At 60.4% G+C, this 26,062-nt stretch carries 24 protein-coding genes and 6 pseudogenes; 10 read left to right on the forward strand and 20 right to left on the reverse strand.

Annotated elements, in window-relative coordinates; all coding sequences use genetic code 11:
- Together HZB49_RS22210 and HZB49_RS22215 are read left to right on the forward strand one after the other, a co-directional pair.
- Positions 1–1,254: a thiolase family protein gene (locus tag HZB49_RS22210; RefSeq protein ID WP_245325322.1), complete on the forward strand. Its 1,254-nt coding sequence runs from the start codon at positions 1–3 to the stop codon at positions 1,252–1,254.
- 19 nt (positions 1,255–1,273) lie between these two features.
- Positions 1,274–2,047 (forward strand): SDR family NAD(P)-dependent oxidoreductase, encoded by a 774-nt coding sequence (locus HZB49_RS22215; protein WP_021075800.1) that lies wholly within the window; start codon positions 1,274–1,276, stop codon positions 2,045–2,047.
- A 58-nt stretch (positions 2,048–2,105) separates the two neighbouring features.
- Here HZB49_RS22215 and HZB49_RS30090 read toward each other — a convergent pair whose 3' ends face one another.
- From HZB49_RS30090 to HZB49_RS22260, 8 genes are all read right to left on the reverse strand, one after another.
- Positions 2,106–3,185, reverse strand: a complete 1,080-nt coding sequence (locus HZB49_RS30090; protein WP_021075799.1) for a hypothetical protein — start codon at positions 3,183–3,185, stop codon at positions 2,106–2,108.
- Complete coding sequence (locus HZB49_RS22230) at positions 3,185–3,910, reverse strand: ABC transporter ATP-binding protein (RefSeq protein ID WP_021075798.1); 726 nt, start codon at positions 3,908–3,910, stop codon at positions 3,185–3,187. The genes HZB49_RS30090 and HZB49_RS22230 overlap by 1 nt, the downstream gene beginning before the upstream one ends.
- Position 3,911: 1 nt before the next feature.
- Positions 3,912–4,694, reverse strand: a complete 783-nt coding sequence (locus HZB49_RS22235) for an ABC transporter ATP-binding protein (protein WP_021075797.1) — start codon at positions 4,692–4,694, stop codon at positions 3,912–3,914.
- Entirely contained in the window at positions 4,691–5,656 is a 966-nt protein-coding gene (locus HZB49_RS22240) for a branched-chain amino acid ABC transporter permease (protein WP_021075796.1), read from the reverse strand. Before HZB49_RS22240 ends, HZB49_RS22235 begins: the two co-directional genes overlap by 4 nt.
- A gap of 3 nt (positions 5,657–5,659) precedes the next feature.
- Positions 5,660–6,541, reverse strand: a complete 882-nt coding sequence (locus HZB49_RS22245) for a branched-chain amino acid ABC transporter permease (RefSeq protein ID WP_021075795.1) — start codon at positions 6,539–6,541, stop codon at positions 5,660–5,662.
- Between the two features lie 62 nt (positions 6,542–6,603).
- The gene (locus tag HZB49_RS22250) at positions 6,604–7,767 is read right to left on the reverse strand and encodes an ABC transporter substrate-binding protein (protein WP_021075794.1); all 1,164 of its coding nucleotides are present in this window, start codon (positions 7,765–7,767) and stop codon (positions 6,604–6,606) included.
- A gap of 38 nt (positions 7,768–7,805) precedes the next feature.
- Positions 7,806–9,533: an FAD-binding protein gene (locus HZB49_RS22255; protein ID WP_291615278.1), complete on the reverse strand. Its 1,728-nt coding sequence runs from the start codon at positions 9,531–9,533 to the stop codon at positions 7,806–7,808.
- 47 nt (positions 9,534–9,580) lie between these two features.
- A complete protein-coding gene (locus HZB49_RS22260) occupies positions 9,581–10,351 on the reverse strand; it encodes an SDR family oxidoreductase (protein ID WP_021075792.1) in 771 nt (256 codons plus the stop codon).
- Between the two features lie 176 nt (positions 10,352–10,527).
- Between HZB49_RS22260 and HZB49_RS22265 the strand changes: the two genes are divergently transcribed.
- The 3 genes from HZB49_RS22265 to HZB49_RS22275 all read left to right on the forward strand — a co-directional run bounded on the left by HZB49_RS22265 (position 10,528) and on the right by HZB49_RS22275 (position 12,391).
- A complete protein-coding gene (locus HZB49_RS22265; protein ID WP_021075791.1) occupies positions 10,528–11,367 on the forward strand; it encodes an IclR family transcriptional regulator in 840 nt (279 codons plus the stop codon).
- 257 nt (positions 11,368–11,624) lie between these two features.
- Positions 11,625–11,888 carry a hypothetical protein gene (locus HZB49_RS22270; RefSeq protein WP_035649301.1) on the forward strand — a complete coding sequence of 88 codons (264 nt, stop codon included), beginning with the start codon at positions 11,625–11,627 and terminating at the stop codon, positions 11,886–11,888.
- A 356-nt stretch (positions 11,889–12,244) separates the two neighbouring features.
- Positions 12,245–12,391 (forward strand): hypothetical protein, encoded by a 147-nt coding sequence (locus HZB49_RS22275; protein ID WP_021075790.1) that lies wholly within the window; start codon positions 12,245–12,247, stop codon positions 12,389–12,391.
- A 38-nt stretch (positions 12,392–12,429) separates the two neighbouring features.
- Here HZB49_RS22275 and HZB49_RS22280 read toward each other — a convergent pair whose 3' ends face one another.
- From HZB49_RS22280 to HZB49_RS22290, 3 genes are all read right to left on the reverse strand, one after another.
- Positions 12,430–12,711 carry an acyl-CoA dehydrogenase family protein gene (locus HZB49_RS22280; protein ID WP_291615282.1) on the reverse strand — a complete coding sequence of 94 codons (282 nt, stop codon included), beginning with the start codon at positions 12,709–12,711 and terminating at the stop codon, positions 12,430–12,432.
- A 166-nt stretch (positions 12,712–12,877) separates the two neighbouring features.
- The gene (locus HZB49_RS22285; RefSeq protein ID WP_021075788.1) at positions 12,878–13,846 is read right to left on the reverse strand and encodes a tripartite tricarboxylate transporter substrate binding protein; all 969 of its coding nucleotides are present in this window, start codon (positions 13,844–13,846) and stop codon (positions 12,878–12,880) included.
- A gap of 18 nt (positions 13,847–13,864) precedes the next feature.
- Positions 13,865–14,461 (reverse strand): AMP-binding protein, encoded by a 597-nt coding sequence (locus HZB49_RS22290; RefSeq protein ID WP_365858903.1) that lies wholly within the window; start codon positions 14,459–14,461, stop codon positions 13,865–13,867.
- Positions 14,462–14,709: 248 nt separating this feature from the next.
- Between HZB49_RS22290 and HZB49_RS22295 the strand changes: the two genes are divergently transcribed.
- Positions 14,710–14,994: a hypothetical protein gene (locus tag HZB49_RS22295; protein ID WP_021075786.1), complete on the forward strand. Its 285-nt coding sequence runs from the start codon at positions 14,710–14,712 to the stop codon at positions 14,992–14,994.
- 39 nt (positions 14,995–15,033) lie between these two features.
- Positions 15,034–15,246: pseudogene (locus tag HZB49_RS22300) on the forward strand (AAA family ATPase); the annotation flags it as partial.
- A gap of 42 nt (positions 15,247–15,288) precedes the next feature.
- On the opposite strand, the pseudogene HZB49_RS22305 reads toward HZB49_RS22300, so the two are convergent.
- From HZB49_RS22305 to HZB49_RS22310, 3 genes and pseudogenes are all read right to left on the reverse strand, one after another.
- Positions 15,289–15,453 (reverse strand): annotated as a pseudogene (locus tag HZB49_RS22305) (ABC transporter permease); the annotation flags it as partial.
- 76 nt (positions 15,454–15,529) lie between these two features.
- Positions 15,530–15,730 (reverse strand): annotated as a pseudogene (locus HZB49_RS30095) (GAF domain-containing protein); the annotation flags it as partial.
- Positions 15,675–16,106, reverse strand: a complete 432-nt coding sequence (locus tag HZB49_RS22310) for a GAF domain-containing protein (protein ID WP_035649294.1) — start codon at positions 16,104–16,106, stop codon at positions 15,675–15,677. The pseudogene HZB49_RS30095 and the gene HZB49_RS22310, both read right to left, overlap by 56 nt.
- A gap of 336 nt (positions 16,107–16,442) precedes the next feature.
- Here HZB49_RS22310 and HZB49_RS22315 point away from each other — a divergent pair, with 336 nt between their 5' ends.
- A complete protein-coding gene (locus HZB49_RS22315) occupies positions 16,443–16,682 on the forward strand; it encodes a PilZ domain-containing protein (RefSeq protein WP_082770518.1) in 240 nt (79 codons plus the stop codon).
- A gap of 104 nt (positions 16,683–16,786) precedes the next feature.
- On the opposite strand, the pseudogene HZB49_RS22320 reads toward HZB49_RS22315, so the two are convergent.
- Positions 16,787–17,209 (reverse strand): annotated as a pseudogene (locus HZB49_RS22320) (transposase); the annotation flags it as partial.
- Positions 17,210–17,614: 405 nt separating this feature from the next.
- Between HZB49_RS22320 and HZB49_RS22325 the strand changes: the two are divergent.
- Positions 17,615–19,621, forward strand: a complete 2,007-nt coding sequence (locus tag HZB49_RS22325) for an EAL domain-containing protein (RefSeq protein WP_021075783.1) — start codon at positions 17,615–17,617, stop codon at positions 19,619–19,621.
- A gap of 362 nt (positions 19,622–19,983) precedes the next feature.
- A pseudogene (gene istA, locus HZB49_RS22330) lies at positions 19,984–20,808 on the forward strand (IS21 family transposase); the annotation flags it as partial.
- Between the two features lie 92 nt (positions 20,809–20,900).
- Here istA and HZB49_RS22335 read toward each other — a convergent pair.
- The 5 genes and pseudogenes from HZB49_RS22335 to HZB49_RS22355 form a co-directional block, all read right to left on the reverse strand.
- Positions 20,901–22,532: a choline dehydrogenase gene (locus HZB49_RS22335; RefSeq protein ID WP_021075780.1), complete on the reverse strand. Its 1,632-nt coding sequence runs from the start codon at positions 22,530–22,532 to the stop codon at positions 20,901–20,903.
- 8 nt (positions 22,533–22,540) lie between these two features.
- Complete coding sequence (locus HZB49_RS22340) at positions 22,541–24,004, reverse strand: aldehyde dehydrogenase family protein (RefSeq protein WP_021075779.1); 1,464 nt, start codon at positions 24,002–24,004, stop codon at positions 22,541–22,543.
- A 43-nt stretch (positions 24,005–24,047) separates the two neighbouring features.
- Entirely contained in the window at positions 24,048–24,212 is a 165-nt protein-coding gene (locus HZB49_RS22345; protein ID WP_245325341.1) for a rubredoxin, read from the reverse strand.
- Between the two features lie 246 nt (positions 24,213–24,458).
- Positions 24,459–24,596, reverse strand: a pseudogene (locus HZB49_RS22350) (rubredoxin); the annotation flags it as partial.
- 227 nt (positions 24,597–24,823) lie between these two features.
- Positions 24,824–26,026 carry an alkane 1-monooxygenase gene (locus tag HZB49_RS22355; protein ID WP_061026539.1) on the reverse strand — a complete coding sequence of 401 codons (1,203 nt, stop codon included), beginning with the start codon at positions 26,024–26,026 and terminating at the stop codon, positions 24,824–24,826.
- Positions 26,027–26,062: the final 36 nt, after the last annotated feature.

Here is a 26,062-nt window from a genome sequence, read left to right on the forward strand (position 1 = left end):
ATGGGAGCCGCCGCCATGGAAGACGTATACGTCGTGGGCGTGGGCATGACGCCGTTTGGCCGCATGCTCGACAAGGACATCAAGACGATGACGAAGGAGGCGGTCAACGCAGCGCTCGCGGATGCCGGCCTCGCGACCACGGCATTGGAAGCCGCCTACTTCGCCAACGCGTCGCAAGGACACATGGAAAAGCAGCACATGGTGCGCGGTCAGATCGCGTTGCGGTCGATGGGGATCGGGCAGATCCCGGTCGTCAACATCGAGAACGCGTGCGCGAGCGGCAGCTCGGCGCTGAACCTGGCCGTCACCTTCCTGAAAGCAGGCGACGGAGACGTCGCGCTTGCGGTTGGTGCCGAGAAGATGTTCTCGAGGGATCGCGAGCTTATGTTCGGGTCATTCGACAGCGCCTGGGACATCAGCCGCAAGGACGAAATCGGCGAGCGGCTCATGAAGCTTGGCGAAGGCATCGATCCGCCGCCCGGCACAACGTCCGACAAGCCCTACAGCGTATTCATGGATGTTTATGCGGCGTTCTCCCGCTTTCACATGGCGCGTTTCGGAACGACGCAGCGCCAGATCGCCGCAGTCGCGGCGAAGAATCACCGACACTCCGTTGAAAATCCGCTGTCACAGTTTCGTACGCCCTATTCCATTGACGAGGTGCTGAGCGCGCCGCCGATCACTTATCCGTTGACGCTGCCGATGTGTTCGCCGGTATCGGACGGCGCCGCGGCGGTTGTGGTGACAACTGCAGCGGGACTGAAGCGCTATGGCATCGATCGGTCGCGCGCGATCCGGGTGCTGGCATCCGTGGTCCAGACCGGCAGCGACCGTGACCCTTCGGACGTCGAAAACCATTGCACCGCACGCGCCGCCAGGCGCGCTTACGAAAAGGCGGGCGTCGGTCCGGGCGATATCTCAGTTGCCGAAGTGCATGATGCCACCGCCATGGGCGAGATCATCCAGATCGAAAATCTCGGCCTGTGCGCCTTTGGCGACGGCGGCGCCATCAGCGAACGCGGCGAAACCGCCATCGGCGGGCGCGTCCCGGTCAATCCGTCGGGAGGGCTGGAGTCGAAGGGGCATCCGGTCGGCGCCACCGGCCTCGCGCAGGTCCACGAACTTGTCGCGCAACTGCGTCATGAGGCCGGGGCCCGCCAGGTCGACGGCGCGCGGATCGCGATCGCCGAAAATGGCGGCGGACTGCACGGTATCGAAGAAGCGGTGGCGTGCGTGACCATCCTGAGCAAATAGAAGACAACGAGGATATTTCATGGAGCTTCATGGCAAGATTGCCGTAGTGACGGGTGCCGCTTCTGGACTGGGGCTTGCGACCTGCAAGGTGCTCGCCGCGGCCGGCGTGCGTATCGCCGGTTTCGATCGCGACGAGAAAAAATTGCAGGCACTAAAGTCGAACCTCGGCGATGCGTGCCTGGCGCGCGTCGTCGATGTCGCCGAAGAGAGCAGCGTGAAAGACGGGATCGCGGCGGTCGTCGCCGCGTTCGGCGGCGTTCATGTCGCAGTGAATTGCGCGGGGGTCGCCGATGCCGCCAAGACCGTATCAAAAGGCGAGCCGTTCCCGATCGCGACGTGGAACAAGGTGATCGCGATCAACCTGACCGGTACCTTCAATGTCATCAGATTCGCTGCGCTCGCGATGACCAGGAACACCCCTGACGCCGAGGGTGGCGAGCGCGGCGTCATCGTCAACACGGCATCGGGCGCTGCATCCCAAGGGCAGGTCGGTCAAGCGGCCTACAGCGCCAGCAAGGCGGGCGTAATCGGCCTGACGCTTCCAGTTGCCCGCGACTTGGCGCCACACGGTATCCGCATAGTCTCGATCGCGCCGGGGCTGTTCGATACCGCAATGGTCGCAGGCATTCCGGACAATGTCTCTCAGTCGATCGTCGATCGCATGATCCTGTATCCGAACCGGATGGGACAACCGCGGGAATTTGCCCGGCTGGTGCAACATATCGTCGAGAACTCGTACCTGAACGCGACCACGCTCGATCTGGATGCAGGCGCCCGCATGCAGTCGCGTTGACCACGTTTCCTCTGGCAATCGGCATCCGATATGCTACCTGATCGACTGCGATGGCATCTCAAAATTCCGGTGATGGCAGCGCCGATGTTTCTCGGGACCGGATCTGGTCGTTGAGACCTGTCAAGCTGGCGTGATCGGCACCTTTCCGGTGCTCAACCAGCGCACGACGGACGGTTTCGAAGCGTGGCTGGCCGACATACGCGGCCGGCTCGCCGGGCAACATTGCGCGCCCTTTGGTGCGCAATTCGTCGTTCACTCCACCAATCCTCGGCACGCGGCAGACTTCGCCGCGGCCATCCGTCATGAAATTCCCATCGTCATCACGACCCTCGGAATTACGCGAGAACTGACCGACGCCATACATACCTATGGCGGGCTGGTGTTCCACGACGCGACCACGATGAAGCATGCCAAGAAGGCGCTCGACGCCAACGCCGACGGGATCATTGCCGTCTGTGCCGGTGCGGGTGGCCGGCGCCAGCTTTCTCGCCCAGACGCTGAACCGCCCGTACGACAACCCGAAGGACCACAGCAGCTTCAACGTCGCGCGCGAGATCAGCCCGAAACTGTGGAAGGATATCTGGACCGCGGGACAGGGAGTCGGCGGCGTCAACGACATCATTCCGGTCGCAGAACTCTGCGCGCGGCTACAGCGGGAATGGCGCGATGGTATTCGGCGCCTCTCTGCCGCGGTCGGATGAGGCAGCCCGTCGTGGCGGGTTACCTTTACCGCTACGTCTGCCGTGCGCTGATTTAACAGCAGCCCGATCGAGGTCGCCCCCGCAGTCCTCGGAAGTTTATCGACCAACACAACGTGCTTCGGCCGTTTGTAGCGAGCGATTTGTCCGTTCACGAAGTCGATGATTTCGCCGGCCGGATTCGCGCGGTCATCGCCATCGACGACCGCGATGCTGCGCCAAAACAGCGGCCGGCCCGCGGATTTCGGACGGTCGCGGTACGGCGAAAGCATCGCCAAGCCCGAGGCTTCGGATTGACCGAACGTCGCCCAGAAAGTTGCATTCGGATACTCGGTCTCGAAACGCTCTATGGTTGCGGGGGTATCCAGTCCTGTAAGAGCACGCAGCGATCCAAGCAGTTCGCGATCCGGTCCTGACTCGGAGATGCGGTGGGTTTCCATCAAGTAGCCGCGTTCCCCCCAAGAAACGCCTCGACGACACTCGGATCATTCAAGAGATCTGCGCCTGCGCCGCGCAGAGTGATCTGCCCCAGAGACAGCACGCAGGCGCGGTCTGCGATACGCAGCGCTGCTTTGGCATTTTGCTCAACCAGAAGTATCCCAAGTCCCAATTCGTGTCGCATGCGCAAGATCAGGCGGAATATTTCAGCAACGACCTGAGGTGCGAGCCCCATCGATGGCTCATCAAGCATCAGCACCCTTGGTTTAGCCGCCAGGGCCCTGCCAATGGCCAACATCTGCTGCTCGCCGCCGGACATAGTGCCCGCCGCCTGCGTCCGCCGCTCTACGAGGCGCGGAAACAGCTCGTAAATCCGGTCGATCCGATCGGCGACTTCAGCATGCGGCTGGCCATAGCCGCCGAGAGACAGGTTTTCTTCCACCGTCATCTCGGCAAAAACGCGTCGTCCTTCCGGCACATGACGTAGGCCAGCGCGCGCGATCATTGCTGGAGCGGTTCCAGCAATCGGTCGTCCGTCAAACACGATGGCGCCGGAGCGGATCGGGTTGAAGCCTGAAATCGTATTGAGAAGCGTCGATTTCCCGGCGCCGTTGGCGCCGACGATGGAGAAGATTTCACCTTTTCGAATGGCGATGGAAATGCCGTGAAGCACTTCGACCGGGCCGTAGCCAGCCTTCAAATCGGCAATAGAGAGAAGCTCGGTCATTTCAGGCCACCGCCTCATCCGCGCCGAGGTAGGCAGCAATCACGTCCTTGTTCGATGCGATGTCTTTCGGCGTACCCTCTGCAAGCTTGCGACCGAAATTCACCACAACGATATGCGAGGAAATCGACATCACCATGCCCATGTCGTGTTCGACAAGCAGGACGGCGCGGCCATCTGCGGCGATCTCAGAAAGCAGACGCGACAGGTCCGCCGTTTCGCTTGGATTGAGGCCCGCGGCGGGCTCGTCCAGCAACAGCAGCTTGGGATCTTGCGCCAATGAGCGGGCGATTTCGACGCGGCGCTGAAGCCCATAGGGCAGATCCGTCGCCAGACGCTGCCACCACTGCTCGGCGACGCCCGCACGCGTAAGACACTGCGCGGCGCGAGCAGCCATTTCGTCATTTTCTTTCATGACCACCCAGGGTCGGAACACGGAACTCAACAGGCCATGCTGGCCGAACCGGTAAGCGCCCGCCATTACGTTGGTCAGAACACTCATGCCATGCGCTATCTGCGGGGTCTGATACGTTCGCGCGATGCCGGCCGTGCCGCGCTGATGCGTCGGCCGAGCGGTGATGTCCTCTCCTTCGAGGCTGATTGTGCCACCGTCGCAGGCGAGAACACCCGTAACGAGATTGATCAGCGTGGTCTTGCCTGCGCCATTCGGACCTATCAGCGCCGTGACTTCCCCGGCGACCAGGTCGAACGACACGTCAGACACGGCCGCAATGCCGCCGAATCGCTTCGACAGGCCCTTGATCGAAGCCAGAGGCGTGCTGCTCATGCGACGCTTCTCTTGCGGGTGACAAGGCGGAACAACGTTTCTCCAAGACCCCGGGGAGCGAACATCATGATGCCTACCATGACAAGACCATAGATTAGGTGTTTGGCGTGATCGAAGCCTTCGAGTAGGTTGGGCAGGACTATGATGGCGAAGGCGCCGAAGATCGCGCCCCAGACGGTCGAAAGCGACCCGAGGATGACCATCATCAAAAGCTCGATGGAGAGCCCGACACCGAAGGCGCTGGCGTTGAATGAGCGTAGATAAAGCGCCAGAAGAGCGCCAGACAGGCCGGACAAAGCGGCGGCGATGGCGAAGACCATAGACTTGGCCCGAACCGTATCGACGCCCATGCAAGCGGCAACGAGTTCGGATGTTCTTAGCACCATCAGGCCGCGCCCGAACCGCCCGTCTACGAGTGATACGGCGACGGCGATCGCCGACAGCAACGAGATGCCCGCCAGAATGTAGAGTATACGCTCGTGGCTGAAACCCGCGATCGCCAGACTCGGCAGATCGACGATACCGGGGTCGAGGCCACCGGTAACGCTGCGCCATTGCGCCGCCACGACGAAAAACACGGCGCCGAGCGCCAATGTGCCCAGCGCGAGATTGTGGCCCGACAGGCGCAGGATCGGTCGGGCGATCAAGAAGCCGAGCAGCCCCGGCAATAGCACCGCAGCCACCAGCGCCACGGGCGCTGGCAGCGCCAGCTTCTGCAGGGCAAAGGCCGCCGCATAAGCGCCAATGCCCATGAAGGCGCCTTGGCCGAGCGAGACCTGCCCTGCGTAGCCCAGCAGCAACGTAAGGCCAATGGCCGCGATAGCGTGGATCATCGACAGGATCAGAATCGAGCGATGGAACTGGCTGGTCAGCGCTAGTTCTGCGAGCGTAAGAACCACAGCAAGGCCTGCGAGGATAACCGCGTCATGCCGGAGGTTGGAATTCGATGTCGAAGTGGTCATGGCTCAGACCCGTGTAACGATGGCGCGACCGACGAGGCCCTGCGGCCTAAGGATTAGAACGAGAATGAGAAGGATAAAACCGACGGCATCCTTGAAGCCGGAGGCGACGTATCCGGCGGACAGGCTCTCAACAACGCCGATCAACAGTCCACCGACAATAGCTCCGATGGGGTTGCCCAGCCCGCCGGCGACAGCCGCCGCGAAGCCCTTGAGACCAAGGAAGATGCCGTTTTCGTAGAACGCTGCGGATATCGGGGCGAGCATCGCGCCGGCCAAACCACCGAGCGCACCCGCCAAGGTCATGGCGATGGCGGCGGCGCGCTTCGGCTCGATGCCGCAAAGGGCGGCGGCCCTCGGTTCTTGACTCGCGGCGCGCATTGCCTTGCCGAACATGGTTTTCGAGAACATGTACCACAAAACGGTGCTGGTCAGCGCCAGGACGAAGATGATCCAGAGGCCTTGGCTCGGAATGTAGACGTTGCCTATCAACACCAGCGGCAAAAGCCCGAATTCCGGCACGAACGTGATTTCACGCCCGAAGGCGAGCGCGGCTGCCCCGCGCAAGGCGAGCGCCACGCCGATGGTCAGCATCACCAGCGTCAACGGATCGGAACTGCGCGCCATCGCCATATCGAGAATGCAGCGCTGCATCAGCCAGCCGGTAAGCGCCGCACCCGCTACAGCGAGCAGGAGCGCCAGCGACATCGGCAGTTTGGCGGCCTGCGCCGCGCAGGCAAGAAGAACGCCGCCGAGCATCAGGAATTCGCCGTTGGCGAAATTGATCAGTTTGGTAGCATTGTACACAATGGTGAAACCAAGTGCCGCCATGCCGTAAATGCAGCCGACGACGAGGCCCGTGATCAGGATTTGCAGCAGGGTATCCATTTTACCTCCAGGCTTTGCTTCGGTCGCTGACGGACGGATTGCAAGACCGCCCGCCCTGCAGGTCACTTCACGGTGACGAACTTGCCGCCTTGAACCTGCAGCATCACCATCGACTGCGACTCCCGGTCGAGGCCGTTGTGGTTGGCGTCAGTGAAGCGAAACATCCCGTTGGCGCCGGGGAAGGAAATGCCACTGCGCATGGCTTCCGCCAGCTTCTCGCGATCCGGGGACCCGCCAGCCTTTTTCAGCGCTTCCTCGATGAGCAGCATCGCGTCCGAGGGATGCCCGATGAAGGTCGTGGCGTCGGCTTTGAACTTCTCCTTGTAATCGGCCGCGAGTTTGGTCACCACTGGGCGCATCGGATCGTTTGCGGCAAGGCTCTCGGGCGCGAGCAGACGCATGGACGATACGTAAGACTTCTCCGCTGCCGCGCCGGCCTGCTCGATCAGCTGCGGCGAGGCAGCACCATAGCTGTTGTAGATCGGCTTGTTGTAGCCAATGGCCGCCGCGTTCTTGAGTATGATGGTCGGACCGGGGTTGACGCTCCAGATCAGCATCGCATCGGCGCCACTCGACCGAATCTTGAGGATCTGCGGCGTCATGTCGGTATCGCGTGGGCCGAACTCTTCCGCTGCGTTGACCTTCAGTCCGAGTTGGCTGGCTACCTCTTTGACGACTGCGGCACCGGCCTGCCCAAAACCATCGGCGGAGGACAGGATGCCGACGGAGGTGGCGCCCTTGACCTTCATGAAAGAAATCAGGTGCTCGGCAACGATGCGGTCGGTCGGTGGAGTCTTGAAGACGTAAGGGGTTGGGGGCACAACAACCGCTTCCGCGCCTGCGAAGCTGACGAGCGGCACCTTGTTTTCGTTTGCGACCGCGCGGATCGCCAGGCTTTCGCCGGTCGTCGAGGGGCCGACCACAACATGCACCTTGTCTGAATCTATTAGGCGGCGGAACTGCTGGGCCGCGATTGTGCCGTTGCCTTCGGTGTCGTAGAGGAACGGCCTGATCTTGTTACCGGCCATGCCGCCGCGCGCATTGATCTGTTCGACGAGCATCTCGAAGGCGTTCTTCTGTGATGCGCCGATGAAGGCCGTTGGCCCCGAGGCTGCGATCAACGCACCAATGCGGATTTCCTTATCCTGGGCCTGCGCTGCTCCCAATAAAGCGACGGCCATAGTCAGGCCCAGACCGGCGGAAAGCAGGTTTCTGCATGTTGTCATGATGGGTTTCCTCCCTTAGAGTTTCTCGATACTGGTCTTCAGTTGCGTTCGCTGGCCGCATGGAGGCCCGCGATGTAACCAAAGGTCATGCCCGGTCCGAGCGTGATGCCGCCGCCGGAATAATTCCCGCCAAGCACGCTCGCCATGTCATTGCCGACGGCATAAAGCCCCTTGAGCGGCGTATTGTCAGGGCCGATCACACGCGCGTGTTCGTCGGTTTTGAGGCCTGCGAAAGTGCCGATATCGCCGGGGACGACCCGCACAGCGTAGAATGGACCGGTCGCGATCGGCGCGAGGCACGGGTTCGGCTTGACCTCTGGATCGCCGTGAAAACGGTTGTAGGCGGTCGAGCCTTTGCCGAAGGCAGTATCCGTGCCAGTCGGAACGTCCGCGTTCCAGCGGGCGACCGTTTCCTCGAAAGCGTTTCGTTCAATGCCCGCCACTGATGCAAGCTCGGCAAGAGTGTTGCCGCGCATCAGGTAGCCGGAGCGGATCGAAGGTTGAAGAGGTAGCGGCGCCGGTTTCACATGGCCAAGACCGTATTTGCGGATGGTGCGGTGATCGGCGATCAGGAATGCCTCCGCCGGTTGGTCCGAAGGGCACGCACATTCCATGCCCTGCACGAAATCATGATAGCTGTTGGCTTCGTTGACGAAGCGGCGTCCGGCTCGCGAGACAGCGATGACGCCCGGCTTGCCGCGGTCGATGAAGTGGGGGAACGGGCCCTTGGTACCATCCTTGCGCGGCACAAGGCTGGTCGGAGCCCAGGCACCCGCGTTGGGATAATCCTTGACGACCTCGCCGCCAACCGACTCGCCCAGACGTACGCCGTCTCCAGTGTTTCCAGGACTCGCCGCCGACCAATGCTCGCTCTCACCGGCGCAGTGATTGTAGAGGGTCTGCCGCCTGGCAAAATCAAACGGAAAGCCGCCACAGGCCAGTACGACGCCCTTGTTCGCCAGCACACGGCGCCTGCCTTTTGGTGTCAGCACTTCCGCACCGACGACATGGCCTCTGTCGTTTCGGATGAGCGTTCTCACCGGGCTGTCGAGCCAGATCGGCACGCCGAGTTCGCACGCCGACCGAAACAGTCGCGCGGCCAGCGCATTGCCGTTGGTCAACAGCATCGACCGGCCCCGCACGGAGCGGTCGAACCCGAATTTGACCAAACGTTTGGCGACGTAGAGGAAGGATTCCAGCCGCTGCGTGGCGCGATAGAAGTGCCAAAGCTCTTTACCAGAGCCGATTGCGAGGCCATAGAGCGTTAGCTCAGGCCGCGGCGGTCGCAGCTTGTCAATATCCGATCCGAGAATTGTCGCACTGACAGGTTGCGTCAGTATCGAGCGACCGACCGGCGTGCCACCCGGCGCATCCGGATGGTAATCCGAGAATGCGGGAGCCGCTTCGAACCGCACCTGCGTATACGCATGCATGAAGGCAACCATCTCGGGACCTGCGTCGAGAAATGCATCGACCCTCGCAGCGTCGTAGTGGTTGCCCGATTCGTGCTTCATATACGCGAGCGCCGCGTCCTTGCTGTCCTTGACCCCAGCTTCGATGCTCACCGGATTGTTCGGCACCCAGAGATAGCCGCCCGATAACGCTGTTGTGCCACCGAACACCGCTTCCTTTTCGGCAACGATAACCTTCAGCCCCTTCTTCGCGGCAACGATGGCGGCAACCATGCCGCTTGCGCCGGAGCCGGCGACCAACACATCGCAATGCTGGGTTTCATTTGGAATCGCGTGCTTGGAAGAGGCAACCATGGCAGATCATCCATAATACAAGATACAAGCGGTTATGGTGGTGGCGTTCATGAAGTAAGATACCCACCCTCGACAGGTAGCATGACACCGGTCACGTAGGAGGACATGCGTGAGGCAAGAAATAGCGTCGGCCCCACGAGCTCTTCGGGCTCGCCTACGCGCCCCATCGGCGTATGATTCAGAAACCGGGCCATCACCTCGGGATTAGCGCGCGTCCCTTCGGTCATAGGCGTGGCAATGACACCTGGTGCAATCCCGTTGACGCGTACCCCGTCCGCTGCCAGATCGGCCGCCAGCGCCTTGGTCAGCTGAATGACAGCGCCCTTGGTGGCGGCGTAGCTGGCCGAATTCCGATAGGCGACGAAGGAAGCAATCGAGCCGACATTGACGACGCGTCCCTTGGTGCGCCGCAGCTGCGGCAGCAGAGCTATCGTCATGTTGGCAGTGCCGTTCAGATTGACGGCAATCTGCGCGTCGAGGTGGTTGAGAAATTCAGGGTCGTCGGGTGCGGTGCGGCGCGTGATCCCTGCATTATTGATCAGCACAGCCACATCACCGAACACCTCCCTTGCAGTGGTTGCAAAAGCAAAGCACGCAGCACGGTCCGCAACATCGAGCCCATACCCTTCGGCGTGTCCGCCCACAGCCTTGATCGCGTTGGCCGTTGCGCAGGCACCCTCGGCGTATCGATCGACGACGATTACTGAGGCTCCGGATGTGGCAAGTCCGCGGGCGATAGCGGCTCCAATGCCCTGCGCCGCCCCCGTGACGACAGCGACATCGCCGGCCAGCAGGCCAGAAATGGATCCGTCGTGCATCTGCCTCTCTCCCCTAGCATCAACTGTTGCTGCGCACAGTTACGTCTCGTATTGTTCGTACTAGCTTCGATAGTTATACAATTCGTAATAAACTTCCTATTCTGTAATGATGCTTCCTGCGAGCCAGGCTGTCAAGCCTGTCGGATTAGGCAACTTTGCCGCTGTGAAGGACACTCATGGTAGACCGCTCAACCGAACCTCTGCCGGAAAACGCGCCTGGCGCAGACAAGCCGACACAACTCGGCATCCAATCGGTAGAGGTTGCTGGCGATCTAATTCACGCACTGATCCAGGCCGATGGGCCGCTCAAATTGGCCGATCTGGCGCAGAGGGCAGGCATGCCCTCTGCCAAAGCGCACCGATATCTCGTCAGTTTGATGCGCGTCGGATTGGCGCGGCAGGATGCGGCGACGTCTCGATACGACCTCGGACCTGTAGCTTTCCAGCTTGGGCTCAAGGGGTTCAGTCGCTTCGAGCCGTTGCAAGTGGCTGAAGCGACGCTGCACACACTTGTCGATCAGGTCGGCGAGACAGCGGCGCTAGCCGTCTGGGGCGAAAAGGGCCCTACGATGATCAAGGTCGTCGAGGCCCGGCATGACCTGGCGAGTACCATGGCGCCGTCGCACCACTGCCCGCTGACCTATTCCGCGACGGGGCTCTTGTTTTGTGCCTACGAAGACCCGGTTCGTACGGCCACCGCAATCGAGCGCGAGTTGGACCAGAACCGACGGTCGGGCCGTCTCAACGTACCGAAAGAACGGGCGTCTCTGGCTGGAATGATGCGTGAAATCAAGGAGCGCGGTTATTCTTGCCTGTCAGACGGCGGTGGTGACGGCTTCGGCGCCGTAAGTGCACCGGTGTTCGATATCACCGGCAAGTTGATCATGGCCCTGACAGTGTTTGGTCGCTCAACACGCGTCGACGCGAAACCAAATGGAGCACTTGGAAAACTCGTCGCCGATACCGCAGCCGAACTATCGGCCTCGCTCGGATACCACGGCGCGCACGGGCGTTAGATTGGCCTGCCCCACGGAGCGGTACCACGGCTCATGTTAGAGTCCGGCCGTGATCGGCCAGCATTTGGCCTGGCCGGAGCGAAGCACAGGCCAGGCCAGATGCTGGCGGGAAGATCGTTTCTGGTGCCGGCGGCCGATAGCCGAGCGAGGAGCGCGGCGTAACGTTGTCGTAGTAACGCCGCCATCGCTCGAATTATGGAGCAACGGCACCAAGTTCGGGGCTGGTCGCGGCCGGCTGATTTCGGCTTCAATGCAGCATGGCCGATCAGCTCATCATTCAAATGTTCAAGCAAAAGCGCGCCGAGATCAGCGGCATGATTGCTGCCTACCAAGCCAAGATCGAGCAGGCTCAGCACGAACTTGCGTACATCAATGCTGTGCTCCGTCTCGTCGAGGGTGGTGAGCAAGAGCGCGCTCAGTCTTCACTCGCGCGAAGACGGGGGCCTGTCCATCGTCCCCCGGGGGGAGAATTTGCGCCCATCAGCCTGACCACACTTAGAAGCCTTGCCCGACGCAGCTAGTCTAAAACGCGGCTGGTCATATCGTCAAGTACGCCCAGACGCACAACCTCATCGGACACCTGCGCCGAGGCAACGCCGCCGAAGGCGCTAACCACCGAAATTATCAGCACGCCCCAAATAGCCCTTCTCATCGCTTCTCAAGCAGCGGTACGTTGAAGATGTTTCATCCTGCGTATTTCGCAAAAATTGGACAGCAATTTTGCTAACTGACGGACAGCTGGGGTAAGGGCTTTTGGTTACCTGGTTGTTGAGGTCAACCGGGATTCGTTTCGCTGTTTTCGACGTCGGTCAAGGGGCGCGCGGATTTTTTCCTTCGCATGCTGTCGCCTTCAAGGGCGATACGGTGGGAGTTGTGTATGATCCTCAGGAAGCTGGGCACCTATCTCGGCCGCGTCATCCGCGACATTGGCCGCAAGATCGAAGGTGACGGCGGGCTCGAAGCGGCGTTCGCAAAGCTGCTATTGCTGGCGCGGCGTGTGCGCGAGCGCGCCTGTTCCGGCTAGGGAGGTTCGACGAGAGATACCACGCATTGTCCGTCCTCCTATGAGAGCATTGACTTGGCGATCACGTTGCGGAGGATTTCGCTGGTGCCTCCGCCTATCGTTCCGACCCTGGAATCGCGGAAATACATCTGCATTTCCGAACTCATCATCAGTCCCGCGCCGCCCATGATCTGGATGCCGGCATCGGCGCACTTGGAATTGCTTTCGGTGGCGAATATCTTCGTCACCGCCGCGGCCGTATTCGGCGCGACGCCCTTGTCCATGAGGGACGCGAGCCGGTACGTCATGACACGCGAACTCGCTGTAGTAGCGCTGCGCACTCGCAGGGTGATGGAGGGTTAAGTACGGTTTCATCCCTATCTCGCAATGCAACACGGTGCTTCAAGTTCTCTTTGTGAAAGCCTGAGCAATAAAAGTACCAGCGTCGTTAGTTTCGGGAGTGCGAGCACATTTGGGGTTGGACGCGCAAGAAGTCCTACCGGCTCGTCAGTCGACTTTGGCGCCAGACATCTCAATGATTGGCTTCCAACGACTGATTTCACTCTTGATGAACTCGCCAAGCTCGCCGGGTGTGGTGGGGGCAGTAATCGCTCCGGCTTGATCGAGAAGCTTCTTCGTCCCAGGAGACTCCATGGCCTTGCGAGAAGCGGCATTCAGCTTCTCAACTATTTGCTGTGGAGTACCGGCAGGCGCGAGCAGCGCGTACCAAGCTGTTGCAACATACCCTGGCAGGGCAGCTTCAGCCACCGTCGGAATGTTAGCGAGAGCCGGAATGCGATCCTTCGAAGTCACCGCCAGCGCGATGAGGTGACCCGACTGCACGATGGGGATGCCGGTCGCAAGACTCAAAAAGATGATCGGGACATGACCCGCAATAACGTCATTAAGCGCGGGCCCTTCGCCACGATAAGCCACACCGCTCATCTGCAGCTGCGCCATCGATTTGAACAGCTCTCCGCCGAGATGCTGTGTAGTGCCTGAGCCTCCGTGCGCGAAATTGTGCTTGTTGGGCTCTCTTCGAATCAACTCAATCAGTTCGCTCAACGTTTTCACACCCAGAGCAGGATGCACTGCGATTAAGTTCGATACGAACGCGATGCGGGTGATTGGGGCGAATGCCGTGGTCGGATCATAAGGCAGCGACTTGAAGAGCGTGACATTGCCTGCGAGCGGTCCATTCGTGCCGAAGCCGATCGTGTAGCCGTCTGGAGGGGACTTGGCGACGGCGTCCGTTCCAATGTTTCCGCCCGCGCCAGTTCTGTTCTCGACGACGACTGTTTGTCCAAGTACTTCCCCGAGTTCCTTAGCGAACGTTCGCCCAAGCGCGTCTGTCGGGCCACCCGCAGCAAATGGGATAATCAACCGTATCGGCTTTGACGGGTACGTATCAGCCAACACAGCCATAGGTAGCGAGCTTAGGATCAGAGCGCCAACGATTGCCGACCAACTCTTCATGTAACCCTCCCGAAGTCATTATTTTTTGGTAGTCAGCAAAGCGTGTGCCACGCACGTTGGCTGTCCGCATGGCCGCGATAAGTAAGAAAGAAGCCAGTGCGACGGATAGATGTTGTGGCCGCCCCGGATTATCAGGTCCTTGAGGCGCCCCTCGATGCGGAGATTGCCTTTGGCGTCCATGACGCCAAGATCTCCGGATAGAAACCAGCCGTAGTCGACGGTCGCACGGTCGGTCCCCCAACCGTCTTCAGTCAGAAGCGCCCGCGCCGACAGCGTGTTGAGAAGGTCGCCGACCTCGGCGCATGTGTAGGTCTTGTGGACCGAGGGGTTGCAGGCGATCCCTTCACGCGCGCAGGCGAGGAACATGACGACCGCCTCGATGCGGTTGGACAACCACATCATCACGCGGTCGCTGCCGACCAGCCCGTATTCGCGCAGATCTGCCGCGACACCGTCCGTCCAACGCTTGAGCTCACCCCACGTCAGCGTTTGGCGAGCATCCTGCAGCGCCACGGCATCAGGCCGCTCGGTCGCATGACTGGTGAGCAGACTGTAGAAGGTGTCTTCGCGCCACCATCCGTTCGCTGTAGTAGCGCTGCGCGCTCGCAGGGTGATGGAGAGTTAAGTACGGTTTCATCCTATCTCGCAATGCAGCATTCGAGAACTGCCTTCATGGGCGTTGCTGCTATCCAGACATCAGCAACACCCGTGCCATTTCGCCGCTGCTGCTCCTGGGTCGTGGAACTCCTTGTTTTGCAGGGGTAGCCTTTGGAGCCTCTTAAATTTGTGTCCTCAGGAGCGGCAAAGTTTCTTGAGCGGCGTCCTCACTGTGCTCACGTGTCCTCAACAAGGACACTGAGGAAATGCCTAATCCGATTACCGCCACGATTGCCGGTGTGCTTCTCTTCGACGCTGCGGCTCGTGTAATCGCTTCGGTCGGCGTGGGCTCCGATCCACGTCTGAATTCGTTGACCGCAGATCAGGCATGGATGGCCGAGGCCCGCGAGCGGCGCATCACGACGCTGAATCTCGATCGCAAGATCTACATGGTGCTGGTCACTCCGGCCGGGTCCAGAGAGATGCTCGTTCTCAGCGAAACGCCGGGCGACGCACTTCTCAGCTTCATCGGCAGCGTCGATTTCTCCTGAGACATCCTGCAGCACCTGCTGACGGATCCGTTCGACGCCATGACGATCGTCGATGACAAGGCCAAGATCGTCTACATTTCTCCGATCCACGAAGCGTTTTTCGGGCTGAAGGCCGGCGAAGGAAACGGACGCCCGGTCGAGACCGTCATCGACAACACGCGACTGCATGAGATCGTGGCCACGGGCAAGGCCGAGGTCGGGAAAATTCAGCGCATGCGCGGCGGAGACAGAGTCGTTTCCCGCATTCCCATCAAGAGGGACGGGAAGGTGCTCGGCGCCATTGGGCGGGTCCGCGAGCGACCGATACGCTACCTCAGCCGGAATGGTCGCGGCGGCGTTCATCAGGTCCCACTCGCCCTTCGATTCCGACGGCTTCTTGGTCTGCAAAAGGTACATGTCGCGCATCATGCGGCCGTCGTCGCGGATGCTTCCGTTCTTGGTCATGAAGTCGTTGACGGGGCATCCGCGTCAGCCGGTCCTTAGCTTGCTCTGCAGCGCGTCGGGCGTCCTCACGCTCCAGCATTTCCATCGCGAATGATACGTTGTCAGCAAGCCGCCCCAGCAGCTTCATAAATTCTGGGGTAAACACATCCGTTTCGCTCGACAGGAAGAGCAGGACGCCAACCGCTTCTCCATTTCTCAATAGGGGTAGGCCGGCTCCAGATCTGATGGGAATTGGGCTATCGTGCCAATGTCTTGTCCGCTTGGCCGTCTCGAAGGAGAGGCAGCACGGCACTCGCCGTCAGGCCCGCGCTCGCGGCCAGTTCCTTCCACGGTTGGGTTCTGGGATCGTTGAGAACATCGCTGCTAATGCACGGTCTGGCCGTGCGAAACGCCTCGCCACCGAGTCCCTGACCGTGCGGAATGGTGGCATCAGAAGAAAAACGAAGTTGCTCGATCAAATGAACGAAGGGACCGGCCCCAGCGGCCATCCGGAACCACGAAGAGTCGTCCTCGATCAGGAAAATGGCCGTGCCCAGAAATTTGCCGCCATCAACCGCAGCATTACAAACATCTTGATAGAGATCTTGTTCGGAAGTGCTCCGTAAGATCGCTTCGTTGGTCGCGCTCAGTACCGCGAACATTCTTGCCCGGTTGTGTTGCGCCGCCATTTCGATCTCGAAAGTTCCATCGGGTTGCTGTCACGATGATGCTTCCCGGCTAAGTTGCCGCTACGGATTGAGGTTAACGCTTTGTAAATGAGGCGATGTAAGTCGGGGAATATTGGGGAGACGCAGTCCAGATCTGGCTCGATTTGAGGGCGTGTAGTATCTTTAGTCAGTGTCGAATGGCCTCAAGACTTCTGCACCCTTGGCCTACGCCGCCGAGGAACGGTTCACAGAGCTGGCTTTGGTCTTCCCGTCACCACGTCCCGTCGATGACCCATGCTCATGCGGGTCGACTATGACCTTTGCGAATTTCTAAGAATTTTCGGCTATGGTCCGCCTATGGACAACAAACGTACCGCGCCTCGACATCGCGTGCTGAAAGCCGGGACGATAGAATTCGGTGGGGGTGGTATTAGCTGTACCGTGCGGAACTTGTCGGCGAGCGGCGCCGCCCTGGACGTCGAAAGTCCGCTAGGCATTCCTCACGAGTTCAGACTGGTTATAGAGGCAGATCAGCTAAGCCGACCGTGTCATGTCAAATGGCGAAAAGAGAAACGGATTGGCGTCGCATTTGACTGAGACGACAATCACACCTCCCCCAGGGTTGCCGTCCCCGCTTCTGTTCCAGCATTTTGGTATTTGAGTGATCCAAATCCACGTGGCCGCGCGGTTACGGCTTTATCCATCCATGCGTCGACCAAAGTGTAGGTCAGGCGGATCACGTCGCGCAGGCGTGGAGCATTCTCCAGGCGCGACAGCGTCGGTTGAGAACACAGATCGCGACCGCTGTCCGGCAGCCGTCCGCAGGCCAGCTTGAACGCCGGATCGGACCGCAGATGGTCGAGATCGTCGGCGTCCTCGTAGCCGCAGCAGATCGCAAACATGCGAGCGCGGAACATATCGACAAGGCTGTGCACGACCCGCGTCGGGTCGCGCCGATCCGGGAACATCCGGGCCAACTTGTCGGCCAAACCGAGACGCCGCTCGGCCATCGCCAGAAGCATCACGCCCCCATTCGAGGTCAGGCGACCGCCATCGAAGGCAGCTGTAATTTTCTTGGTGTGAACGGCTGGAAATGAGAAGGGCAGAATCGTATCATCGGTCATGGCGGGCGTGGCGTTCGCGGTTGAAGGTGATGGGGTTGGCTTCGCAACCGAATCCTACGCCGCATCAGCGCTTTACACCACGCTCGCCAGCCTCTCCGGTGCCATCTGGCGAATAAGACGGGCTAGATCATAGCGGCCTGAAAGATTTGTGAGTGTCCACACATCGTCAACCGGCTTTAATACTTCCTTTCGTAACGACAGCCTAATATTAGCCAACGGCTGGCAATGTCTGTAACGAGTAAAATGCACCTTAATCTTCGGCAAACTGTTCTTGGATCCGTGGCGCTCCTCTGCGTACTTGGACCGCTTCTCGGGGCGGTAGCTGTCACTAACCTTATCCTCACGCGAAACGACATTCGGTCGAGCTTCCTGGAACTTGCGTCCAAACCTGAGCCGGACGGCATCATGGCGCTGTCCGATCGTCACTTGGCCGCCATTGACTTAACTCTCGTTCTCGGTTCCTGCGCCGTGATGGCGGCGTTGATGATCGGGCTTGCCATCGGGTACTTCGTCGATAGGAGCATGTTGAGGCCAATCGAATTGCTCACCGCTGCCATGGAACGGTTACGCACCGGCGAAACGCCGCTTGCCCGGACTTCCTCGGCTATCGAGCGGCCCGAAACATCTGCTGACGCATATCCGGGGATGGAGTTTTTGCCCGAGTATGAAGGCCGCAAACATGAGATCGGAGCGTTGGCCCGAACGCTCCGCCAGTTCCATGAGCGTGGCCTGGACGTCCAGTTTAAATCAAATCTACTGAATTCGGCCATGGCGAACATGTCGCAGGGGCTTTGCATGTACGACGCCGATGACCGGCTTGTCGTCTGCAACAGCCGCTTTCAGGATATTTACGGTCTCCCCGCCGAGGCCATCGAGCCCGGAACTCCCATCCACCGCGTTGCCGAGCCGGAATGCGTGGGCCACGATTGGGAATGCGACCTTGTGGAAGCTTACGCGACGATAAAGGCTGCTCTCGCGAGGGATGAGCGTCTGCTACCTGAGCAGCGGCTCGCGGATGGCCGCACGATCTCGATCTCGGCCGTACCAACGGAGAATGGTGGCTGGGTCGCGACCTTCGAGGACATCAGCGAACGTCGCGCGGCGGATGCGAGGATCGCGCATATGGCGCATCACGACGCGCTCACGGGCTTGCCCAACCGGGTGCTGTTCCGTCTAGAGGCCGAGCAGGCGCTCAAGCGAGCGCGCCGGGGCGAACAGCTCGCCGTTATCTACCTTGACCTGGATGGTTTCAAGGCCGTGAACGATATGCTTGGCCACGCGATCGGGGACCGGTTGCTGGTCGCTGTCGCGGATCGGTTGCGCGCGAGCATGCGTGACGACGCCTTTGTCGCCCGCCTTGGGGGAGACGAGTTTGCAGTTGTGTTGGCCGTGGGTCAGCCGGACGACTTGGCCGTGCTGGCGCAACGAATCATCGAGACGCTCAGCACGCCCTACGACATCGGCGACCATCAGCTCATGATCGGAGCGAGCGTCGGCATCGCCGTGGCGCCCACCGATGGTCACGACCCAGACCAGCTTCTGAAGAAGGCCGATATGGCTCTTTATCGAGCCAAGGCGGATGGCCGGGGCAAGTACTTCTTTTTCGAAGCCTGGATGGACGAGAGAATGCAAGCTCGTCGAGCGCTTGAGGTCGATCTCCGCAAGGCTCTGGCGCGGGAGGAGTTCGAGGTGTTCTATCAGCCTCTCGTCAACCTTCAGACGAACGAGGTCAGCAGCTTCGAGGCGCTGCTGCGCTGGCGACACCCCGTGCGCGGCATGGTTGGGCCCGACAATTTCATACCGCTTGCGGAAGAGATCGGATTGATCAACGAAATCGGAGCCTGGGTGCTGAAACAGGCGTGTTCGGACGCCATGGGATGGCCCGATCACCTGAAACTCGCCGTTAACGTATCTTCTCTTCAATTTAGGAGTAACAGGTTATCCCTCGATGTCGTGGCAGCCTTAGGTCATTCGGGACTGCCTGCAAGCCGGCTTGAAATTGAGATCACCGAGACCGCGTTGTTGCAGGATACGGAGGCGACCATCGCGGTCCTGTATGAGCTTCGACAACTCGGACTCAGCATCGCCATGGATGATTTCGGGACAGGCTACTCTTCGTTGGGCTACCTGCGGAAATTCCCGTTCGACAAGATCAAGATCGACAAGTCTTTCACTCTAGGTTTGCCGGATCGGGCCGATTCCTTGGCGATCGTGCGGGCTATGATGGGGCTCGGGGTGAACCTTGGCATGATCACGACCGCCGAGGGCGTCGAGACGGAGGAGCAGCTTGCTGCGCTACGAGCCGAAGGCTGCACCGAGGTGCAGGGCTATCTGTTCAGCCCAGCGCGACCGGCCGGGGAGATCGCTGCCCTGCTTTCCAGAATGCGGGGACAGACCAGAGTCGTTGCGTGATGACGACCAGAATGTCCAAGCCACATTTACCGTTATTCGGCCCTTTAATTGCGGGTCCGTGTCAAGTTCCTTTCTGATGTCATCGCTGGGGTCATGGTCCTTTCCAAGGTCGTCGAGCATCTCATGATGATGTCCGGGTCGTGCGGCGCGACAATCAAGATGGGAATCCCGCGACAATCAGGATGAGAATGCGCCGCTGCTGGGGTGACGAAGGGAGGGCGTAGCCCGACCGGAGTTACCCCAGCAGCGGCGTGGGCGCCCGAAGGGCCTCATTTGGCGGTAACGGCGGCTGGTCAAGGATCGGTTTTCTCTTTCGAGAGGACCCCAATTCCTTGGCTGACCGACACGTCACCGATCAACAAATGAGGCTTTTCATGAACTTGCGCCGCAACCATTCGCCAGCCATTGCCGCTGCGAAGGCCGGATTCAGCACCTCCGCCGCCTACCGGTTCGAGAAGGATCCCCGACTTCCAACCCAAAAACAGGCGCCCCGCGAACGTCGCCGCGCCGATCCATTCGTCGACGTCTGGGAGAACGACGTCCTCCCCATGCTGAAGGCCGCCCCGGATTGCGGCCGATCGCCGTGTTCGAGGAACTATGCCGTCGGCACCCGGAACTGGGCTCCGGGAAGCGGCGGACGCTTGAACGGCGGATCAGGGCGTGGCGCGCGGTGAACGGCCCGGACCGGGAGGTGATCTTCCGCCAGGAGCATCCGCCGGGTCGCATGGGCTTGTCAGACTTCACCGAGGTCGCGGATCACCGTCGCCGGCCAGTTGCTGGACTGCCGGTTCTATCACTTCCGTCTGCCGTTTTCCGGCTTCGAACACGCCCATGTCGTGCTCGGTGGCGAGAGCTTTGTCGCGCTGGCGGAAGGGTTGCAGAACGCCCTGTGGTCGCTGGGCGGGGTTCCCGAGCAGCACCGAAGCGACAGCCTTTCGGCGGCGTTCCGCAATCTCGGCGCCGACGCCAAGGAGGATTTGACGACACGCTACGAGGCATTCTGCGGCTATTACGGCATGACACCGACCCGCAACAATCGCGGAGTGTCGCATGAGAATGGTTCGATCGAGAGCGCGCATGGCCATCTCAAGAGGGCGCTCGCCGACGCCCTGTTGCTGCGCGCGTCGCGCGACTTCGACGATCTTGCGGCATGGCGAGGCTTCGTCGACGAGAGCGTCGGACGTAGGCTTTTCATCCGAACTCGGTTGGAGTCACACCCGCCGGATCGGCATATTTCACACGGATTGACAGCTTTGCTGGAAATATTCTGCGACACAGCCTAAATATGGATCTTCCCCAAAATCATGTCAGCAGCATTTTCCGCGATCATGATGGTCGGCGCATTGGTGTTGCCCGCCACCAGCGTCGGCATGATCGAGGCGTCGATCACCCGCAGCCCCTCGATACCGCGCACCCGAAGCTGCGGATCGACCACCGACGCCGGATCGGCGCCCATCCGGCAGGTTCCGACCGGGTGATAGATCGTCTCGGCCCGCTTGCGGATATCGGCGGCGATTTCGTCATCGCTCTGAACCGCGGGACCGGGCAAAACCTCGCGCCGGGAATGAACAGCCATGGCAGGCGCGTCGAAGATGCGCCTGCCGATCTTGACCCCCGCGATCATGGTTTTCATATCCTCCGGGTCATCGAGGTATTTCGGGTCGATCAGCGGATCATCCAGGGGATCGGGGCTTTTCAGACCGATCCTGCCCCGGCTTTTCGGCAGCAGGTCGCAGATGTGCAGGGTAAAGCCATAACCGTAGGTGATCTTGCGTCCATGGTCGTTCAGATAGGTCGGGAGGAAGTGGAATTGCAGGTTCGGCCGGTCGCGCTCGGGCGTGCTTTTAACGAAGCCGCCCGATTCCGCGACGTTGCTGGTCAGAAACCCCTTGCGGCGGAAGATATAGGAAAACAGCCCCGCCACCGCGCGCGGCGGGAAGCTGAGTGCCACTCCGATCGGTTGACGCGAACTGGCCGCGTTCATCAGCGTGATGTCCAGATGGTCCTGCAGGTTCTTGCCCACGGCGGGCAGGTCATGCAGCACCGGAATGCCGTGTTCCTTCAGCTCCTCCGCTGCGCCGACGCCCGAGAGCATCAATATCTGCGGCGAATTCACCGCGCCGCCAGACAGCAGAACCTCACCCGCAGGGTTCAGCCGCGCCTGCTTGTATTTGTTGTTCCGCCTGTAGGACACGCCGATCGCGCGCCGCCCGTCCATCACCACGCGGGTCACCCGCGCATCGGTGATGACCTCCAGATTCGGCCGGTCCAGCGCGCTTTCCAGAAACGCCTTTGCCGAACTCCAGCGCCGCCCGCGGTTCTGGGTAACCTGATAAAGGCCGACCCCTTCCTGACGCTCGCCGTTGAAATCATCATTATGCTGGATCTGCAGTTCGCGCCCCGCCTTGACGAAGGATCGGCTGAGCGGGTTGACCGTCTGCAATTCGCTGACAAACAGTTCACCACCCGTCCCGTGGTATTCTGAATTACCGAATCGTTGATTGTTTTCCAGTCGCTTGAACAGGGCGCGGACACGGTCCCAGCCCCAGACCGAGGTGCCAGAGGCGACTTCCCAACCGTCGTAATCCGCCTTGTGGCCGCGCATATAGACCATCGCGTTGATCGAGCTGGACCCGCCCAGCGTCTTGCCGCGCGGCCAAAACAGGGGGCGGGCGTTCAGATGCTGCTGGGGTTCGGTATTGAAGGCCCAATTCAGTTTCTTGCTGTTGGCCAGCAGCGCGATGCCGATCGGCGTATGGATCAGCGCGCTCTTGTCTCGCGGTCCCGCCTCCAGCAAGAGGATGCGCTTCGCGGGATCTGCGGACAGCCTATTTGCAAGCACGCAGCCTGCCGAGCCGGCTCCCACGATGATGTAGTCGTACGTTCCGTGACTTTCAGATCGTTGTTCCATCGAACCAGTTACCCCAGCACCTTGACGACAAGCCTGATGAGCCGCTTCACAAAACCTGTATAGGGCGGGAACAGCATGTGGACGATCGAGTAGCGGTCCTGCAGGACGGCCTTCTCATGCGAAAATGCCCGAAAGCCAAAGACTCCGTGGGCCGCACCGATGCCCGAGTTGTTCACCCCGCCAAAGGGCAAATTGGGATGCAGGAAATGCACGACGGTAAGGTTGATCCCCACCGCGCCGGAACTGGTGCGCGTGATGATGTCCTCGGCAAAAGCCCGGCTATTGTCGAAGACATAAAGCGCCAGCGGTTTCGGATTGGCGTTAATCTGATCAATCACCTTGTCGATATCGTCATATTCGATGATCGGCAGGATCGGGCCGAACAGTTCCTCGCGCGAAATCGCCATCTCGGGGGTGATCTGGCTGATCAGCGTGGGCGCCACGAATTTCTGCACCGCATCCGTCTGCCCGCCCAGCAGTATCCGCGCGCTTTTGGCACGGGCATCCTCGATCAGGCCGGCGACCCGGTTGAAATGCCGGTCATTCACGATACGGCAATAGTCGGGCGTCATCTTCTGCACCTCGGGCGTCTTGCCATAGACGCGACCGATTTCCGCCATCACCGTCTCGTTGAACTCTTGCGCAATGTCGCGATGCACGAACACGTGGTCGGGCGCAATGCAGGTCTGGCCGTTGTTGGCAAACTTGCCCCAGACAATATTACGCGCGGCCTTTTTCAGGTTGGCAGTGGGGCCAACGATGGTGGGCGACTTGCCTCCCAGTTCCAAGGTAACCGAGGCCAGTGATTTCGCCGCCGCTTCCATCACCAGCTTGCCCACCTGCGGGCTGCCGGTGAAGAAGATGTGGTCGAACGGTAGTGCCAGCAACTCCTGCGCGACCGCTGCATCGCCCTCGACCACCGCCACCAGATCGGGCGAAAACGTTTCGGCCACTATATCCGCAATCAGGGTGGAGGTAGCAGGCGTCAGTTCCGACGGCTTGATGATCGCGCTGTTGCCGGCCGCCAATGCCGAGACCAGCGGCCCGAAGGCTAGATTCAACGGATAATTCCACGGCGCAATAATCAGACAGATCCCTTTCGGCTCGGGTCGGATCCTGGCCCTGGTGCCGAAAACACCCAGCGTGGCCGCTGCCCGGCGCGATCGCATCCAGCCCTTCAAGTGGCGTTTGGTGTGCGCGATCTCCTGCAGCACCGGCAGGATTTCGGTCAGCCTCACCTCGCTCTCGGGCTTACGGAAATCCGCATAAAGAGCCGCGATGATGTCCGTCTCGCGCCGCTGCAGGACTTCCCTCAGCCGGTTCAGCGCCGCGATGCGTGCCTTGCGGTCGAAATCCGAGCGACGCGCCCAGCCCGCCTCCCGTTGCTTCGCAAAAACATCCGCAACGGTAGATCTGGTATCCACCAATGGAATGTCGTTCGGATCGGCGTGAATATTCACAATGACCTCCATGGCGGGCCTGATCGGCCCGATACCCTTTGCCAACACGAGTTGACTAGGTTTCCTGGCAAAGCGCGTAATCTTTCTTGGTGGCGCCGCACTCCGGGCAACACCAATCCTCGGGAATCTCTTCGAACCGGGTTCCTGCAGCGATGCCCCCGGAAGGGTCGCCGAGTGCCTCGTCGTAGATATGCCCGCAGGTGATGCAGACCCATTTCACAAAGGGCTTGTTTTCGGCAAAGCCGGGCTCGCTTTGCAGGCTGAACAATTGGGGGGGCAAAGCCTCCGCGGCCTGCGGTACGGCGGCCATCCGCGCCGCCGGTTTCGACATCGGGCTGGCGGGCTTTTCGATAACGGCCGTGTCGGTGACCGGGACCGCGCTACGTGCCGTCCCGGCAAACTCGACGGCCTGAGTGGCCGGCGTCGTAGCGGCCGGCGCTTCGCCGATCAATTCGAAGTCGACCTTGTCGCGCACTGCGCAATCGGGGCAAGCCCATTCGTCGGGCACGTTGGCCCAAGCAGTGCCTGCGGGAAATCCTTCATGCGGATGGCCCAGCGTTTCGTCATAGGTGTATTTACAACCAGGACACTGGTACTTGGCCATGTTCCTTTTTCCTCCTTTTCCGCCGATCTGACATTGCTGGGCCGAATGGCAGCTATCCCTGGTTTTTTCCGTAATCGGCGCGCAACCTCTGCCCTATCGCACGGCCTGACCGCCCCACATGGCCAGCCGCTGGCCGCCCGACGATTGAAACGAGTCGAGTGGCTCAGGGCTGTGGTGTCGGGTGTCCGCATCGTTTGGCAAGCGAGAGCGGTGCGGAAGTTGGCGGTTTACTCGGCAGCAACCAAGCCGGGCTTTGCGTCGGTGCCGACCGTACCAAACTTGCGTTCGTAAAGCGCGTGCTTGCCATCCTCGATCTGGATCTTGCTCAGATCGCCATGGGCCCAATCTACCACGCGCGAGTCCATGGCCGACCTGAACCAACTTGGGATCAACGCGATGAAGAACATGCCCGGATAGCCCGAGGGCAGCGTCGGCAGATCCTTGAAGTCGCGCAGCGATTGGTAGGACCGCGTCGGATGCGCGTGGTGATCCGAGTGGCGCTGCAAATGGAACAAGATCAGGTTCGACACGATGTGGTTCGAGTTCCACGAGTGGTGCGGTTTCTGGTGCTCGTAGCGGCCATTGGGCAGTTTTTCACGCAGCAGGCCATAATGCTCAATGTAGTTGGCGCTAGTCAGCTGCCACCACCCGAACGCCATTTGGATCGGAAGGAAGACCAGCATCAGGGGGCCGAAGAAGGCAAGCAGACCCGCATAGAGCGCGAAGGTAATCAGCATCGGCTGCAGAATTTCGTTCTCTATGCTCCAAACGCTCTTGCCCCGGCGCGACAGACGTTCTTCTTCAAGGGCCCATGCGCGGCGGAAGGCACCGGGTATCTCGCGGGTGGAGAATTTGTAGATGCTTTCGCCCATACGTGAGGTCGCGGGATCCATCGGGGTGGCAACGTCGCGGTGATGGCCCTTGTTGTGCTCGATGAAGAAATGGCCGTAACCCGCAACCGCAAGCACCAGCTTGGCCAGCCAGCGGTCAAAAGTCTCCTTCTTGTGCCCAAGCTCATGCCCAGTGTTCAGCGCGAGGCCGTTCACGATTCCTAGCGAGAGCGCCAAGGTTATGATTTCGAGCCAAGACATCGCATGGGTACTGACCCACCAGGCCGCTACAATCAGGGCTGCGTAATGGATCGGCACGGTCAGATAGGTCAGGACGCGGTAGTATCGGTCCTTCTCAAGCATCTCGACGGCCTCTTCCGGCGGGTTGTTGAAATCCTCGCCGAACATGGCGTCCAGAAGCGGCACCATCGCGTACCAGACGATCAGGACCAAGGCGTACCAGATGCTCCATCCGGTCTGCGCTACCAGCCAGAGCCCGATCATTGGCGTCGCCGGCCACAGGGTGGACAGCATCCAAAGATAGCGCTTACGGTCGATGTAGCCTAAGATTGAAACAGACTGATCTGGCGTATTGATCATTCGGCATGTCCTCCCCTTGACCCCACCATTCGTCGC

This window comes from Bradyrhizobium sp., from assembly GCF_016219575.1.
Classification (GTDB): Bacteria; Pseudomonadota; Alphaproteobacteria; order Rhizobiales; family Xanthobacteraceae; genus Bradyrhizobium.